The following is a 15,164-nucleotide window of genomic DNA, read 5'->3' on the forward strand; positions in this document are numbered from 1 at the left end:
AACGACAGCTCTTGCCGCTTGCAGTCCAAAAACGGACGGCCCGGACACGGCCCCAGATGCGCCATTCGGAGCGCTCTGTAGTGCGCTTTTGCCAAGCGGTCCCACAGGACCTTGCCCCATTGAGGCATCGGCGCCTGTTCGTGGTTGCGTCCCACTGAAATCACCTTTGACTTTTGGTACGCACTGTGTCGATATGTCTTAAAGGCTATTGATACAAAGGGAAAAGGGACACTATGGGCGCGATTGTAGGCTACGCGAGGACTTCCACCACGGAGCAGGTCGCGGGGTTTGCGGCACAGCAGCGGATGCTGGAAGCCGCAGGGGTGACGAAGCTGTTTTCGGAGCGCGTCTCATCGGTGGCCGCGCGTCCCGAACTCGACCGCGCTATGGAGTACCTCCGGGAGGGCGATCAGTTCGTGGTGACGAAACTGGACCGGCTGGCGCGGTCCGTCGCCGATCTGGTCCGGATCACCGAGTTGCTCGCGACGAAAGGCGTAGTGCTCAAGATCCTAGACATGAACCTTGACACCTCGACGCCCACCGGCAAGTTGATGCTGAACCTCATCGGCAGCATCGCCCAGTTCGAGCGGGAGCTTATGCTGGAGCGGCAGCGCGAGGGGATCGCGAAGGCTAAAGTCGAGGGCAAGTACAGGGGCCGTGCGCCGACCGCGCGGGCGAAAGCCGACGAGGTCCGTAAGCTGACCGACGACGGTATAGGACCGATGGAGATCGCCCGCCGCCTCGACATCGGACGCTCCTCTGTCTACCGCATTCTGGGCACCTGATGCGCAACTGCTATTTCAGACAGCGATGCCGCGCTCGCCGAGTGTTTCCGGATCCAGAACGGAAACTCAGCCATTTTGCGGAGGAGGTTCGAGATTGCAGTGCAGGCGGTGGCGCGGCGCAAGGACCAACAAGAAACCGCGCCACCGATTGGTTTAGAAGCCGGCGAAAAGCGCCTGAGCTTCTGAGTCTGATCACCACGATATCCGTTAGAAGTCAACAAAGAACGCTTGTAAAAGGCAATGTTGTGATAGCGTGAAAATAAAAATTACGTTGGTGTCGCTACATGTAGCGGCCGAAAGGTAATTTATTCGTACTGAAACTGATATGCATGCACAGATATTTTTGAAACTGGTTGCAACGAAAAATGCGGGCGACTAAATTGGCCGCAAGGAATTCTGGATCTCTATATGTACTCATCATCGTATTCATCTCTGCATCCGAGTTCGGGGTAGTTCTCGCAGTAGTTCTGGTGAGCGACTTCGTAGTCGACCCTTCGCTTGCCACTGGCTGGCTGAGAACTGCGGCTACTGCTTTCAGGGCCTTTCAGGTGCTTCAACCGGGCGGCCTTCAATGTGTCCGAAGCTCTCTCGATCCATATCTCTAATGGCCTGAGCCGCTGGAGCATCCTCGCAGCGTTCTCTATTGCCGGGACACAATGCGGCGCGATGCCTGAGTAGGCCTCCTCTTCAGCATGAGAGCCGACGTGATTTTCAAGGAACTCCTCCCATGGCCGGGTTCCCATTCGGAAATATCGTATGCAGAACTCAAGGGGCGTTTCGGCGGGGCGCATATACTTCCGAAAGAAGTCCTCGGCTTTTTCCCGCTCCGCCTCGTCCCAGTGCTGGTTCCATGGGCGGAAGGCGGCTCCAATATCGTAGCCATTTCTTCCGTCCTTTCCGAAAATCACTTGCTCGTCGGTCCATCCGTCCGTGTGGCGGGCGTAAAGTCGATCATAAGGCTGCTTGGTCTCTTCCGCCCATACGGAGAGCGGCGCGGTCACGTCCTCATAGGTCTTCATGATCGTGCATTTGCGATTGTTCGCCTGCCCCCGCTTGCCCAACCATCTAACCTTGCCCGGTGCATACTCCGTGTCGTGGGGATCGATCCGGTCAAGCGTGCATCCCGGTTCTGGTATCGGGCCAACGATCCGCAGGAAGGAAGCGAAATCAGCGAATTCCGGATGCCACAGCCATCCATTTTTCTTGGCAGTGAACTTCCGGTTTTTGTGTGAGTTGTACTCTGCCGGAAATCGCATTTTTAGGTCTGTCGCGGACAGTGTTTCCACGTCCTTGAGGCACTGCGCCTTCGCTTCCTCACTCGCCTCTAGGACGGGATTTTCTAACTGAAAGGACTTGCGTCCTTTAAGAATGGACCAGTCAGCTAGAAAATTGGAAAACCCATGGAATGCAAGGCACTCAGCCGGGACAAGGCCAGAAAGTACCTCGTCGATGTAATCAAGCCGGATGAGATTGGCCATATGGGCGGATAGGTCCCGAGTAGTCTCGGGACGCGCCCGTCGTGTTATCGGCCCGGAGGAGGTAGCGAGCGGAGGCGGTGCGCTCTTCGACGCTGGAGGCGCGGGGGCAACTGGTTCTACTGGCGGCGCTGACGCGGCCAATTCTCCGAGGCAGCGCATGAACGCGTCGAACTCTTTGTCGGTGGCATCATATCTTGCGTACCGCCCCGGCATATGCTCGTGCAGGGATACGACTTCGCCCCCAATATGACTGTCACCATCGAAAGCTTTGTTGCCGTCGACAGATGGCGCGCGGAATGGGACTACGTTTTCCATAATGTTGGTCCTAGCTGTTGGTGATTTCCTCACCAGCGAGCCGCCTAGCATGCTGCGGCGAGAAAAAACAGCTACTTACGCTCACTGATCCTAGACGACGAAGAAAGAGTACTTTGCCTACGGCTATGGGTGCTGACGCATATCGCGCCGTTGCAACCGGCTTCAAAACTAAGACAGCAATGTCCGCATGAATTTTGGAAAGAATGCTTCGAATATGGTTCTGGAGGCCCGCTTGATTTCACGAAAGAGACTCCGTGGCAGGTCGGGTGAATAAGAGCGAGCGGCGTAGGGACCACGCTGGCGGTTCGCAGAGCCGGTGCTTCTGGTACAAAGTACTCGCCTCATCTTGCTGGCACGGGCAGTTCGTTCATTGGACATGCCATGCTGTCGCAAACTGCCGCCCCTTGAGGTGGGGGTCTTTTCCATGAGTCCCAAAGGCCTAATTCCGCATGGAGAAGGCGAAGGGCGGCGCTCAGGAGATATCGCCAGAAATCTGCCTCAGCCTCGGCGGAAAAGACGTTGACGGCATCGCCACAGTTTGCGGAAGTGGCCCGGAAATCCTTGCTCGTTGCAGTGTCCGGGATCAGCGCCTATGGCACAAATTTGAGGGTGTGATTTTAAGGAGTGTTCGGTTCTCTTCGAAGACGAAGGACGAACATGAACACGAAGTCGCCAGGCGGCAAACGCTCCGCCGAACATTTGGTCAAAGATATCCGTCGTGCGACGCGGCGGCACTTTTCATCGGAAGACAAGATCCAGATCGTTCTTGACGGCCTTCGCGGTGAGGACAGCATCGCCGAGTTGTACCCAAGGAGGGGATCGCCCAAAGCCTCTACTACACTTGGTCGAAGGAATTCCTGGAAGCCGGCAAGCGGCGGCTGGCAGGCGACACGGCCCGAGCTGCGACGAGCGGTGAAGTTCAGGACCTGCGCCGCGAAACCCGCGCGCTGAAGGAGGCGATCGCCGACCTGACGCTGGAGAACCGCCTGCTGAAAAAAGAGCATGATCGCGGATGGGGGCGACGACGAAGGAGATACCCGCATCTGAGAAGCTCGAGATCATCAGGATCGTCGAGCAGTCGCACCTTCCGGCGAAGAAGACGCTGGATCAGCTCGGCATCGCGCGGCGCACCTTCTACCGCTGGTATGACCGCTACGTCGAAGGCGGCCCGGAGGCGCTGGAGGACCGTCCGTCCCGACCGAGCCGCGTCTGGAACCGCATCGGCGCCGAGGTCCAGAGCCAGATCATCGATATGGCGCTGGAACAGTCCGAGCTGTCACCACGTGAGCTGGCGGTGCGCTTCACCGATGAGAAGCGCTACTTCGTGTCCGAAGCCACCGTCTATCGCCTGCTCAAGGCCCATGACCTCATCACCAGCCCGGCCTTCGTCGTCATCAAGGCCGCCGACGAGTTCAGGGACAAGACAACGCGGCCAAACGAGATGTGGCAGACAGACTTCACTTACTTCAAGATCATCGGCTGGGGCTGGGTCTATCTGTCGACCGTGCTCGACGACTTCTCCCGCTACATCATCGCATGGAAGCTGTGCACGACCATGCGCGCCGAGGACGTCACCGACACGCTGGAACTGGCTCTCACGGCTTCCGGCTGCGACAGCGCCAGAGTGCTGCACAAGCCAAAACTGCTCAGCGACAACCGGGCCGTCTTACATCGCGGCCGAACTCGCCGAATGGATCGATGCCAACGGCATGAGCCATGTCCGCGGCGCTCCGCTTCATCCGCAGACCCAGGGCAAGATCGAACGCTGGCATCAGACGCTGAAGAACCGCATCCCTGGAGAACTACTTCCTTCCCGGCGATCTCGAGCGTCAGATCGGCGCCTTCGTGGAACACTACAATCATCGCCGCTACCACGAGAGCCTCGGCAATGTCACGCCGGCCGACGCCTACTTCGGCAGGGCCGCTACCATCATCGAACAACGAGAAAGGGATCAAACGACAGACAATCGAACTACGCCGCTTGCAGCACCGCTCGCCGCGTAACATCAACCCGCAATCGAGGCTGGAACTCCGCTAAATCAAGCCGCCATCTGCGCCAAATGTTCTGACGACGGACAATCGAGCATCATCTGCAGCCCTTGCAACTCAGACCACCTTCCGTCACACTGTAAAACTACGACCTCAAACTGGCGCTGTTCGAGATCGGTTCGTGGAATGATCGACCGCAACCCAGTCATGTCTGCCGCGTCTGACATTGAAGAGCGGCTCCGCAGTACCTTCCGTATAGAAGGGCGTATGTTCGGAGAGATTATCGCCGAACTGCAAAGAAGGTTGCCGGTTTCTATCATCCGCAATTTGCGGCGCATCTCGGAGCTACGCGCTGCTTATGCGCATCTTTCTGATGCGGAACTTCATAAGTTTCAGATGGCTCCCGATTTCAGCGTTAGGATCGCGGAATTTCAAGACGCGGTTCTGGCGGTCCAACTACACCTCAATTCCGCCAGCGAACAAGGGAGGCAGGTTGGAGAACAGACAAACAGGTCATTGCCTGCTCATATTTCGTTTGGGCATCCCAGGATGGAGACAGGTATGTTCTCAGAATGGATAATCCGCCAACCCATCAACAGCATGCCGATCTTGATGAAGAAGCCACTTCACCGGGATTGCTTCGTCGTCTTCACGAACAAGGGAGCACCCCATAGCGTTGCCCCGGTGTCAAATGGATTCGTGGAAGCGCAGGCCAAAAGTTTCTTCTGCGACGGCGCGATCGGAATTGCAAAGGAACTTAGCTATAATGGCCACATCTCTGGGGAACTAAGCTCTTCTGACGGGATCCCGATCGCTATTGGATTCCACGCACACTTCCTTACCATCGGAAATAAGGAAGAGCCCATCCTCGAAATCGCACGCGAAAGCCAAACCATTATGGCCAACCTTTCCAGTGCCATGGACCGCAGCGTGCGAAGATACATCACGCAGACACGGTTCGATGACCTAACGAATAACACTATAATCGACCGCCATGAAGATGGAATCCGGGCGCTGCTTACTGAACCACTAAGGATGTTGCGCACCGTAGAGCTGCATCGTTTCACGTTAACTGAGCTTCAATCCGGAACTCCATCTGTAAAGTCTCAGTCCATGATGGAGTTCGAGAAGAGAAGGCGGAGTGTTGAGGAGGAAGAGGCCGAACGGCTCCGCTCAATACGGCTAGCCCAAGAACGTCAAATGCTTGAAATAGGGCAAGAAGCACGCCTCTCCGAGGCCGAAGTTGAAGCTGCCGTTATCAGCGTTCGTGCGGAGGCGATGCGGAAATCGGGGGAATATTCACTCTCGCAAGATCAGATATTTGAGATTTTCCGCGATCGCCTGAAATATGAAGCTCGAGTTGAGGTTGCCAAGCAGGGACGTGAGCAATGGATTGCGGTAGGTGCTTTAGGCATGCTGGATAGGATCGGCCTCGGTGACTCTAGAGTACGTGTTCTCGAAGAAAAGCTCTTGAGATCAGGCGATAAAGATGAGGAAGACGACGAACGCGAAGCGTTCTGACACCTCACTGTACGACGGTTTTGCAATGGTAATCAAAGTAGAACGGCCTACTGCGGCTCAGCGGCCAAATACCCGTGCCGATATAGTTTTCTGTATCGATGCGACAACCTCTATGAAGCCATGCTTCGAGGCGCTTGTCGCTAATTTAGACACGTTCATCGCTTCCTTACAAACTGAAGCGAGCGTTGATATTCGGCTTCGGCTGGTCGGATTTCGTGACTTGCACGACCCGACTTGCGAATATGGCTGGGACATTCATGAATTCACGGAGAACGTCGCCCAGTTTCGGTCACAACTCAGCAAATTGGAGGCAAAATGCGGGCAGAAATCTAGGGGCGCCGAGAGTTCTCTGGATGCACTTTTTTTCGCCATACATTCTGACTGGCGGAAAAGCAAAACTCATCGAACAATAATATTGATAACCGACGACGATGCATACGACAAACTGCATGCATCACTTTATAATAGGCCAGACAACGGGGTAGAGAGAGTTATACAAGACATTCAGGAGATGAGGCATTCGATGCTTTTCATGGTGTGCCCCCGTTTTGCTATATATCGGCGAATTGCGGACTCCATGGTTTCGGCAGACCGGAAAATCGCCGCCGTTTGGGTTTCCAATAAGGATGGTGAGACCTATCAGGAACTAGCGAATTTAAACTGGGCTTCTTTGCTAAAGATGCTAGGCCAGTCGATATCCAAAACAAGCATTACGGTTACATAAGGAAAATGGATGTTGCGCTGGGTTACCGCCTCCTTCAGCCACACCGGAACGAGAGAATGCAATGATGACGCGGTCTGTGTGCGAAGAATAACCGCGACGAAGCGGCGGTATGGGTTGTTAATCGTGGCCGATGGAGTTGGATCCATTGCCGGGAGTGGTCAGCTCGCGAGGAGAATCTGCGATATTGTCCCCACTTTCGTAGAAAAATATTTACTGTCCCGCTATACCAAGCGAGACATTGCGCCGGGTGAAATCGCGGACCTCGCTCATGCAATAAAGATGGGACTAAATAATACAGATAACCTCGAAATGTTATGCAGTACCTTTGCTTGTGCGATCGTAGGCAGAAGAACGGTAGCTATATATTGGGCGGGTGATAGTCGAATCTACGCATTATACGAAGATGGTAGAGTATTACAGGCTTCTGAAGACGACGTTGACATAAATGGAGCGCTGACACGTTACGTAAAAGGGGACGTCGGTGTTGTAGGGAATCTAAACGGAAGAATTATTACAGCAGATCATTTGCAACTTATTGCTGTTGCTACAGATGGTGTTTATCAGTCTTGCACAAAACAAGAGCTAACGTCTTTTTTATTATATCTGGCTTCGAATCCCGACATTCTTAAAAAGCACTTGGCATCAGATTTCGAGGCTTTCGCTGGTGGAAACATAAGCGACAATGCTACTATGGCGGTTTTGGCCAGTCCCAAGCATACGTTGCGCGTCAAGAGGGCCGCTCATGCACGTCTGCGACAGTTGCTATGAACATTTTGCGTCCCGGCCAAGTCATACACGACACAGTTAGGATTCTTGATTTCCATGGAGGCGGAGGTCAGTCTTTCACCTACATCGGCGAGTACATCGACGCCGGGGTTCCGCAGTGGAAGAAACGTGTCTTCATCAAGCAATACAACGACTTAATCGAAGGCACAGAAGATTACAGCCGAGTTGCAGGTCACTATCAGATGATGCGCGGCCGACTGGCGGAGAAGGCGCACTACCTTTGTCTACCCGATTACATCGCGCCCTTCGAAGGAGCGATAGTAGCACTCTATCCTTATCTTGAGGGCAAGAGCCTTGGAGACTGGATGGCAACTGGTCTCTCGTCGGAGTTGGCCACGAGGTTCGCATTCGGACTTACGACAGCCGTGCGAGCACTGCACGACGCGGGTATAGCGCATCTCGATCTCAAACCGGACAATGTAATAATTGAGCAGAACCTGAAGTCGCGAAAGTTCTTCGTCCATCTGATCGACGTTGATGCGGCGGTGATAGATGGAAAGGGGCTTCGTGAATTTCTGTATGGTTCAGCTGGGTACATGTCTCCTGAACATGCGTCCAAAGCTAGGAGGCATTTGATCGGCCCACCATCAGATATCTATACGTTAGGGATAATGCTGTCGGAACTACTGATCCAGCGCTACCCATTCCCTGCATTCGCTGAAGGCGAGGATGTCATCAAGCAGCGCCCGGCTATTCCGGACAATGTTCTTGATAAGCGGCTGACGGAAACGGTTCGGAGGTGCTTCTGCTTGGACCCGCTCCAACGTCCCCGAGCAGCTGACATTCTTCGTTCTCTGAATGAGAGCCCGGTGCTGAAGACGTACCGCGCGCATAAAGTTGCTTCTCCCAAAGCCCAACCGCCAGATAAATACGAGAGGGCGGGTGGTGCGAAACTGCCCGACAAGCGGACTGTGCCCAAGCTCGGCCGCCAACCCGATACCAGTCCCCAGACGAGGGTCCGTTTCAGACAGCAACAGTTTGACCACAGCTATTATTCGAGTGGTACACTTACACGACGAAATTTTGTAGGCAGTAGCGTTAACAGTAAGGATCAAGGGGGAGAATTATTGTGTATAACCCTGGCGATCGAGGGCAAAAACGTCTACATCCAGAACAGGTCGGAGGGGATTACCATTGCGGTCGGGTATCCGGGTGCACTTCGGAATCTACAAAGAAGCGAGTCCAGTGAGATATACAGCGGATATATACTAGAGATAGGCGGCTCCGGTGAGCCATTATCAATGAGGAAAGTGCATCGGATTCAGATAGAGATCGACTAGAGCACATCCGCGTGAAGGTCAGCCGGTAAGTGCTAAGTGCTGGTTCATGGAAGTGTGCGCTGCGTACAGCGCGTTGACAGCATCCGGCAATTTAATGTCATAGCCGTTGTATTGAGGATGCGAGTGCCTTTGCAAGATCGGTATTCGCTTTATCTAGTGCTGGTCAATCTTCTTCGACTGACAGATAGCGGACAACAACACCCGTCTCGCGCAGAATGCGTAACGCGGCTCTCTTTGCGTCAAGCCGTCAAGCCAACGTACTTCGCCCCTTGGAACAACGAGCCGCGCTATGTTTGACCATGCAATCGCACGTGACGTTGCCCCTGACCTGCCACTGAACTTTCATCCAGTGGCGACTAGAGCCTGGGCCGTTTCTGTTACGCCGTAGGGCGCGGTTAGAGCAACCGGTGGAGACGCGAAGCCCCTATCGACCGAAGCGTCGGAGCCGGTTGCGGCGAGGGTTCCGGCGAAGGCCGCCGCAAGCTGGCAACCTGTCACGTTCTTCCACATGCCTCTGCTACTGCAGGTGTTGAGCTACAACCCCACCTCGCCGACCACTTCCTCATGCGAGTACGTCTTCCGTGCAACCGGTGGAAAACTTCTGCATATCGAGAGGGGGTCTTCTTCACGAGTCCGTAAAGCCCATACCCATCCAGCCGAACGGTAAGGCAGCCCTCAGTTGGTTATCTCCAAAAATTTGAGGTGCTCTCGGTACACATTATCGGTACACAACTCCAGTTCAATAGTACTTATCCTGTTGTTATTATTGGCGTTTGATACGTATGGTTATCTCCCCCTCAGCTCCACCAACGGCGGTATCTCCATTCAGAGCGGGCACCGATGTCTTTTTGATGGCTGTCTCTGCGGGATCGGTTTCCGTCCCGCGCGCTGTCCGCCCATCCACCTTCCGCCACGGGGAGCAAGGGGCGGCGTCAGCCGCCGATGTCGATGTGGGCGGCGGATGCGGGGGCGCAGGTGAGGCAGCACTGGTCACAGACGAGCTCGCGGTCGGGGCCGACGCCATAGGCGGTCGTCTCGTCGCCGAAGCGCCAGGCGCCGTAGCAGATGGTCTCGCCGACGCGGCACTCGATTCGCACCGACTTTTGCTCGCCCTTCTCCAGCATGTAGACCTTGCCGCCGCCCGGCCACTGGCGATCGCCATCGGGCGACGAAAGTTCGGCTGCCACCGCATGCGGCGCGCGGTTGGCGAGATAGAGCGTCAGCTCTTCGGGCTGCGCCGGCAAGGCGAAAAAGAGGGCGATACAAGCAAGGAGGGCGGGGCGAAGCATGGCTGGATTCTGCGCCGTCGGGGCGCGGGGTTCAAGAGGGGCGTGATCCGCCTGCATGCGGCTGCGACGGCGCCGCGTTTCAGGCCGTTTCGACACAGGCGCGTAGCCATTCCTCCAACACCGGCTTGCGGAAGGTACCGGCTTCGAGATTCCGGTAGATAAAGGCGATGACGTCCCCCGGCTCGGCCTCCAGCCGCGCACCGTTCAGGCCGATGAAGATGTCCGTGCAGGCGAACGCGACGCGCTTGTTGCCGTCGACGAAGCCGCGGTTCATGGCAAGGCTTTCCCACAAGGCGGCAGCCTGTTCGACGAGATCGGCGTAGTAGCCGGTTTGTGGGCGCAGTAGCGCGGATTCCACGAGGCCGTGGTCGCGCACGCCTCCCGCACCGCCGAAGAGGCGCAACTGCTCGTCATGGATGTAGAGAGCGTCGTCCAGCGTGAGGTATTCCACCTGCTTCGCCGACCCTTCTACTTCGCGAGCGCCTCGTAGACGCTCGCCCAGCGCCTGGCGCTCTCGCCATGCAGGCGCTCGACCGCCGGATTGATCTTTCCGCGCTGGGCATCGGCCATCCGGCGGAATTCTTCCGGCGACATGACAATAGCAACGTCACGACCCTGGCGCTGTACGCGCACGGGCTCGGCCTGGGCCATGTCGATCAATTCGCCGAAGCGGTTCTTGGCGTCGGTGGCGGTGAAGGTTTTCATAGCGAGAGATTAGCTGAATTGGCTAATTCAGGCAAGGCGAAGCGCCAGATTGTCGACTGAAGCGCGAAGCGCTCTCTCTCCACCATGCTGCTCGCGCCCGTGTGCGGACGAGCCGCTCGTACGCCCGCACCGCCGACCCGGGAAGAGGAAAGGCGCCGAGGCCGGTCTCAGCCATCCCCCATCTTGAGCGCCTCGATGAAGGCGGCCTGGGGGATTTCGACCTTGCCGAACTGGCGCATGCGCTTCTTGCCCTCCTTCTGCTTCTCGAGCAGCTTGCGCTTGCGCGTCACGTCGCCGCCGTAGCACTTGGCGGTGACGTCCTTGCGCAGCGCCGAGATGGTCTCGCGGGCAATGACCTTGCCGCCGATGGCGGCCTGGATCGGGATCTTGAACATGTGCTTGGGGATCAGCTCCTTGAGCTTCTCGCACATGGCGCGGCCGCGCTTTTCGGCGGCCTGGCGGTGGACCAGCATCGAGAGCGCGTCGACCGGCTCGTCGTTGACCAGGATCGACATCTTGACCAGGTCGCCCTCGCGGTAGTCGGTGAGCTGGTAGTCGAAGGAGGCGTAGCCCTTGGAGATCGACTTCAGCCGGTCGTAGAAGTCGAACACGACCTCGTTGAGCGGCAAGTCGTATGTCGCCATGGCGCGCTTGCCGACGTAGGAGAGATCGGCCTGCACGCCGCGCCGTTCCTGGCAGAGCTTCAGGATCGCGCCGAGATAGTCGTCGGGCGTCATGATGGTGGCGCGGATCCACGGCTCCTCGATCGAGGCGATCTTGACCACGTCGGGCATGTCGGCCGGGTTGTGCAGCTCCTTGACCGTGCCGTCGGTCATGGCCAGACGATAGACGACCGAAGGCGCGGTGGCGATGAGGTCGAGGTCGAACTCGCGCTCCAGCCGCTCTTGGATGATTTCGAGATGCAGCAGCCCGAGGAACCCGCAGCGGAAGCCGAAGCCGAGCGCGGCGGAGGTCTCCATCTCGAAGGAGAAGGAAGCGTCGTTCAGGCGCAGCTTGCCCATGGCGGCGCGCAGGTCCTCGAAATCGGCCGCATCGACCGGGAAGAGACCGCAGAAGACCACCGGCTGCGCCGGCTTGAAGCCCGGCAGCATCTCGGGCGTCGGCCGCTTGTCCTCGGTGATGGTGTCGCCGACGCGGGTGTCGGCCACCTCCTTGATCGAGGCCGTGATGAAGCCGATCTCGCCGGGGCCGAGTTCGTCGGTGATGACCATCTTGGGCGTGATGACGCCGACGCGATCGACGGAATACTTCGCGCCGGTTCCCATCATGCGGATGGTCTGGTTCTTCCTGAGCTGCCCATCGATGACGCGCACCAGCACGATGACGCCGAGATAGGCGTCGTACCAGCTGTCGACCAGCATGGCCTTCAGCGGCTTTTGCGAATCGCCCTCCTTGGGCGGCGGAAGCCGCTTGACGATCGCCTCCAGCACCTGGTCGACGCCAAGACCAGTCTTGGCCGAGATCAGCACGGCGTCGGAGGCGTCGAGCCCGATCACCTCTTCGACTTGCTCACGGATGCGGTCGGGCTCGGCGGCGGGCAGGTCGACCTTGTTGAGCACCACGACGATCTCGTGGTCGGCGTCGAGCGCCTGGTAGACGTTGGCGAGCGTCTGCGCCTCAACGCCCTGGCTCGCGTCGACGACCAGCAGCGAGCCCTCGCAGGCGCGCAACGAGCGCGACACCTCGTAGGCGAAGTCGACATGGCCCGGCGTGTCGATAAGGTTCAGGACATAGTGTTCGCCGTCGGCGGCATTGTATTCCAGCCGCACGGTGTTGGCCTTGATGGTGATGCCGCGCTCGCGCTCTATGTCCATCGCGTCGAGCACCTGCTCCTTCATCTCGCGCTCTTCCAGCGATCCGGTCATCTGGATCAGCCGGTCGGCGAGCGTCGACTTGCCGTGGTCGATATGCGCGACGATGGAGAAGTTGCGTATGTTCTTCAGTGGGGTCATGGGGCGGGCATCTAGCAGGCGCGGCGCGCAAGGCAAAGCGGGAAATGGCGCGCCATCCGCCGCTGAATGCCTTCGTGCGCCGGCGCCTGAGGTCCGACGGGGCCGCCCCGGCAGTACCTTGTGGGGCGGCCGACACGATCCCAGCCTGCGTCGACTAGAACGTCAGGATCTCGAAGGCCTCGTAGGTGACTTCGCTGCCGCCGTCGCCGATGTTGCATCCCTTGAAGCCCGGGCGGTACTTGCCAGCGAATTCGGTGCCGGCCGCGCGGCAGATGTAGAGCTTGCGGCCGTCGGCTTCATACCCCCCCTCGATCGCATCGTCGGGCACGTTGCCGCCCCAGGGCAACTTCCAATTGCCGCGGCCGGTCAGGACCTGGAACTGGGTCACCCTCTGCTCCGCGCCGCCATAGCCGATGCTGCAGACGTCGCTCGACGGCAGGACCATCCCCGGGTGGAAACCACCCTGGATGTATGCCCCGCAGACGTAGACGGGCCAGCCGTCGGGCGTCTGGCCGGCTGCTACCAGATGCGGACCCTGCTGCCCCGGCTGGAAGTTGATCCAGCCGTAGCCCGTCGGCGCGCTTGCCTGGGCGACGGGAACCGGGGCGGGCGCAGCGGGAGCCTGCGCGTTCTGGAAGCAAGCATAGGTTCGCTTGGTCATCTGGTTGGAGCCGCTGAGCGAGAAGGTCGAGACTTCGAAACTGCCGCTAGGCAAGGTCAGGCCGAAGCTGACCGAACTGGCGTTGGCAAAGAGATCGAGCAGGCCGTCCGGTTCCGAATTGGAAGAAGAGTAGACCCGCCATTCGCCCGAATAGCCCATCTCGACGAACTGGGATTCGGCGCGGTTGTTGTCGAACCAGATCTCGACCTGGTTGCCCGTTCCATCATCGTTGCTGTGCGCGCTCTTGTAGCCGATCGCGGTCGAGTTGAGCTGGGTGGAGAAGAGCATCCCCGTGCCGGAATTGGCCGACATCGTGGCGTAGCACTCCTCGATCTTGCCGTCATAGGTGTCGCGATAGAGCGTCCATGGGCCGGCCGTGCCGTATTGCGTTGCCTCGGCCTTTGCGGACAGAGGCAACGAGGAGAAAAGGACGGCCGCCCCCAGCAGCCGGAACAACCTCGGGAAGAACATCTGATGACCCAATGTTATGGAGAAGCCACGTCTGATGGCATCGGCCGGGATGACCGACAGCGATTTTTATAGTAAATTTTTTGTGAACTGCCACTGGATTTTCGGCTCTTCCGAAAGCCAATTCAGGTCTTTGTTTCCAGGGCTTCCGAAGGCACCCGCCCCGGCCTGATGCCGCTCGCCGCATACGCCCTTGCCTGTCCCTCCCACCAGAACCATTTGCTCCCGAACGCTGCCGCCGGCAGTTGCGCGAGCGGCTTCGCAACCCCAAAGGGGCGGCCGATGAGATATGTCTGGCTTTCCTTTGGCGTGATCTGTGTCGGGCTCGGCATCGCCGGCGCGGTGCTGCCGCTTCTGCCGGCGACGCCGTTTCTGCTGCTCGCCGCATGGGCGTTCGCCAGGAGTTCGAACCGGTTTCACCGCTGGCTCCTGGGCCACCCGACGCTCGGTCCGCCCATCGTCGCATGGAAGACGCGGGGTGCGATCTCGCGCAGGGCCAAGATGCTCGCGATGGCGTCGCTGGCCGCCAGCCTCGCCATCTCGATCCTGGCGGGAGTATCGGCAACGATCCTGGCGATCCAGCTTGCCGCTCTCGCCGGGGTCGCGACTTTCATCCTCACCCGGCGCGAGGCCTGAGGCCACCGATCTTCTCGCGAAGGCCGGTGACCTGCCGCCCGCCCGCCTCTATTCGACCTGCTCGAACAGCTCCGCAAAGGTCTTCTTGGCCTTGCCGGTCTGCTTGACGGCCTTCGCCGCTTCGAGGTTCGCCGCGGTTCCGACCTGGACCAGAAGCACCATGCCCATGCCGTAATGCGGCATGCACTTGACGCCGTAGATGCCCTCCTCGTCGAGCGTGACCGAGATCTCCTCGTTGGTCTTGCCCTTGAAGGGCTGCGCACCCTCGGGGATCATGCCCTTGATGGTCTCGGCGTTGTGGCCCTTGTCGACGGCCACGAAATGGAGCGTGTCGCCCGGTTCCGCTCGCAGGAAATCCGGCTCGAAGACCATGGCCCCCTTGGCTCCCTTGTTGAGCATTTTGATCTCGTGCTCGGCAGCCTGAACCGCGCCGGCGATGGTCACGGCCGCGCCGACCGCCAGGATTGCAATCAGTCTCTTCATGTTCTCGAGTCCTCTCGTGTCTCAGCGCATGGGCGTGCGCCGCCGGAGGCAGGGCATAGCGAAGAAGCCGC

At 58.2% G+C, this 15,164-nt stretch carries 13 protein-coding genes and 2 pseudogenes; 7 read left to right on the plus strand and 8 right to left on the minus strand.

Going from position 1 to position 15,164, the window contains the following annotated elements:
- Positions 1–233: 233 nt before the first annotated feature.
- The gene (locus BSQ44_RS00550) at positions 234–785 is read left to right on the plus strand and encodes a recombinase family protein (RefSeq protein WP_072601449.1); all 552 of its coding nucleotides are present in this window, start codon (positions 234–236) and stop codon (positions 783–785) included.
- Positions 786–1,189: 404 nt separating this feature from the next.
- Here the strand turns inward: BSQ44_RS00550 and BSQ44_RS00555 are convergent, their stop codons facing one another.
- Complete coding sequence (locus tag BSQ44_RS00555; protein WP_072601450.1) at positions 1,190–2,263, minus strand: hypothetical protein; 1,074 nt, start codon at positions 2,261–2,263, stop codon at positions 1,190–1,192.
- A gap of 972 nt (positions 2,264–3,235) precedes the next feature.
- Here BSQ44_RS00555 and BSQ44_RS00570 point away from each other — a divergent pair.
- The 5 genes and pseudogenes from BSQ44_RS00570 to BSQ44_RS00590 all read left to right on the plus strand — a co-directional run bounded on the left by BSQ44_RS00570 (position 3,236) and on the right by BSQ44_RS00590 (position 8,878).
- Positions 3,236–4,616: pseudogene (locus tag BSQ44_RS00570) on the plus strand (IS3 family transposase).
- Positions 4,617–4,753: 137 nt separating this feature from the next.
- Complete coding sequence (locus tag BSQ44_RS00575) at positions 4,754–6,088, plus strand: hypothetical protein (RefSeq protein WP_157894477.1); 1,335 nt, start codon at positions 4,754–4,756, stop codon at positions 6,086–6,088.
- On the plus strand, positions 6,057–6,812 hold the full coding sequence (locus tag BSQ44_RS00580) for a vWA domain-containing protein (protein WP_083534299.1): 756 nt from the start codon (positions 6,057–6,059) through the stop codon (positions 6,810–6,812). The genes BSQ44_RS00575 and BSQ44_RS00580 overlap by 32 nt, the downstream gene beginning before the upstream one ends.
- A 9-nt stretch (positions 6,813–6,821) precedes the next feature.
- Positions 6,822–7,580 (plus strand): protein phosphatase 2C domain-containing protein, encoded by a 759-nt coding sequence (locus BSQ44_RS00585; RefSeq protein ID WP_072601453.1) that lies wholly within the window; start codon positions 6,822–6,824, stop codon positions 7,578–7,580.
- Positions 7,577–8,878 (plus strand): serine/threonine protein kinase, encoded by a 1,302-nt coding sequence (locus BSQ44_RS00590; protein ID WP_072601454.1) that lies wholly within the window; start codon positions 7,577–7,579, stop codon positions 8,876–8,878. Before BSQ44_RS00585 ends, BSQ44_RS00590 begins: the two co-directional genes overlap by 4 nt.
- Before the next feature lie 342 nt (positions 8,879–9,220).
- On the opposite strand, the pseudogene BSQ44_RS27355 reads toward BSQ44_RS00590, so the two are convergent.
- From BSQ44_RS27355 to BSQ44_RS00620, 6 genes and pseudogenes are all read right to left on the minus strand, one after another.
- Positions 9,221–9,370, minus strand: a pseudogene (locus BSQ44_RS27355) (IS3 family transposase); the annotation flags it as partial.
- 440 nt (positions 9,371–9,810) lie between these two features.
- The gene (locus tag BSQ44_RS00600; RefSeq protein WP_072601455.1) at positions 9,811–10,167 is read right to left on the minus strand and encodes a hypothetical protein; all 357 of its coding nucleotides are present in this window, start codon (positions 10,165–10,167) and stop codon (positions 9,811–9,813) included.
- A gap of 79 nt (positions 10,168–10,246) precedes the next feature.
- A complete protein-coding gene (locus tag BSQ44_RS00605; protein ID WP_072601456.1) occupies positions 10,247–10,618 on the minus strand; it encodes a type II toxin-antitoxin system death-on-curing family toxin in 372 nt (123 codons plus the stop codon).
- 17 nt (positions 10,619–10,635) lie between these two features.
- Complete coding sequence (locus BSQ44_RS00610; protein WP_072601457.1) at positions 10,636–10,872, minus strand: type II toxin-antitoxin system Phd/YefM family antitoxin; 237 nt, start codon at positions 10,870–10,872, stop codon at positions 10,636–10,638.
- A gap of 167 nt (positions 10,873–11,039) precedes the next feature.
- A complete protein-coding gene (gene lepA, locus BSQ44_RS00615; protein ID WP_072601458.1) occupies positions 11,040–12,845 on the minus strand; it encodes a translation elongation factor 4 in 1,806 nt (601 codons plus the stop codon).
- A 154-nt stretch (positions 12,846–12,999) separates the two neighbouring features.
- A complete protein-coding gene (locus BSQ44_RS00620) occupies positions 13,000–13,977 on the minus strand; it encodes a DUF3421 domain-containing protein (protein ID WP_157894478.1) in 978 nt (325 codons plus the stop codon).
- 279 nt (positions 13,978–14,256) lie between these two features.
- Here BSQ44_RS00620 and BSQ44_RS00625 point away from each other — a divergent pair, with 279 nt between their 5' ends.
- A complete protein-coding gene (locus BSQ44_RS00625) occupies positions 14,257–14,610 on the plus strand; it encodes a YbaN family protein (RefSeq protein ID WP_072601460.1) in 354 nt (117 codons plus the stop codon).
- Between the two features lie 48 nt (positions 14,611–14,658).
- Here the strand turns inward: BSQ44_RS00625 and BSQ44_RS00630 are convergent, their stop codons facing one another.
- Positions 14,659–15,093 (minus strand): pseudoazurin, encoded by a 435-nt coding sequence (locus BSQ44_RS00630; protein ID WP_072601461.1) that lies wholly within the window; start codon positions 15,091–15,093, stop codon positions 14,659–14,661.
- Positions 15,094–15,164: the final 71 nt, after the last annotated feature.

Origin of the sequence: Aquibium oceanicum (genome assembly GCF_001889605.1) — a bacterium.
Taxonomy (GTDB): Bacteria; Pseudomonadota; Alphaproteobacteria; order Rhizobiales; family Rhizobiaceae; genus Aquibium; species Aquibium oceanicum.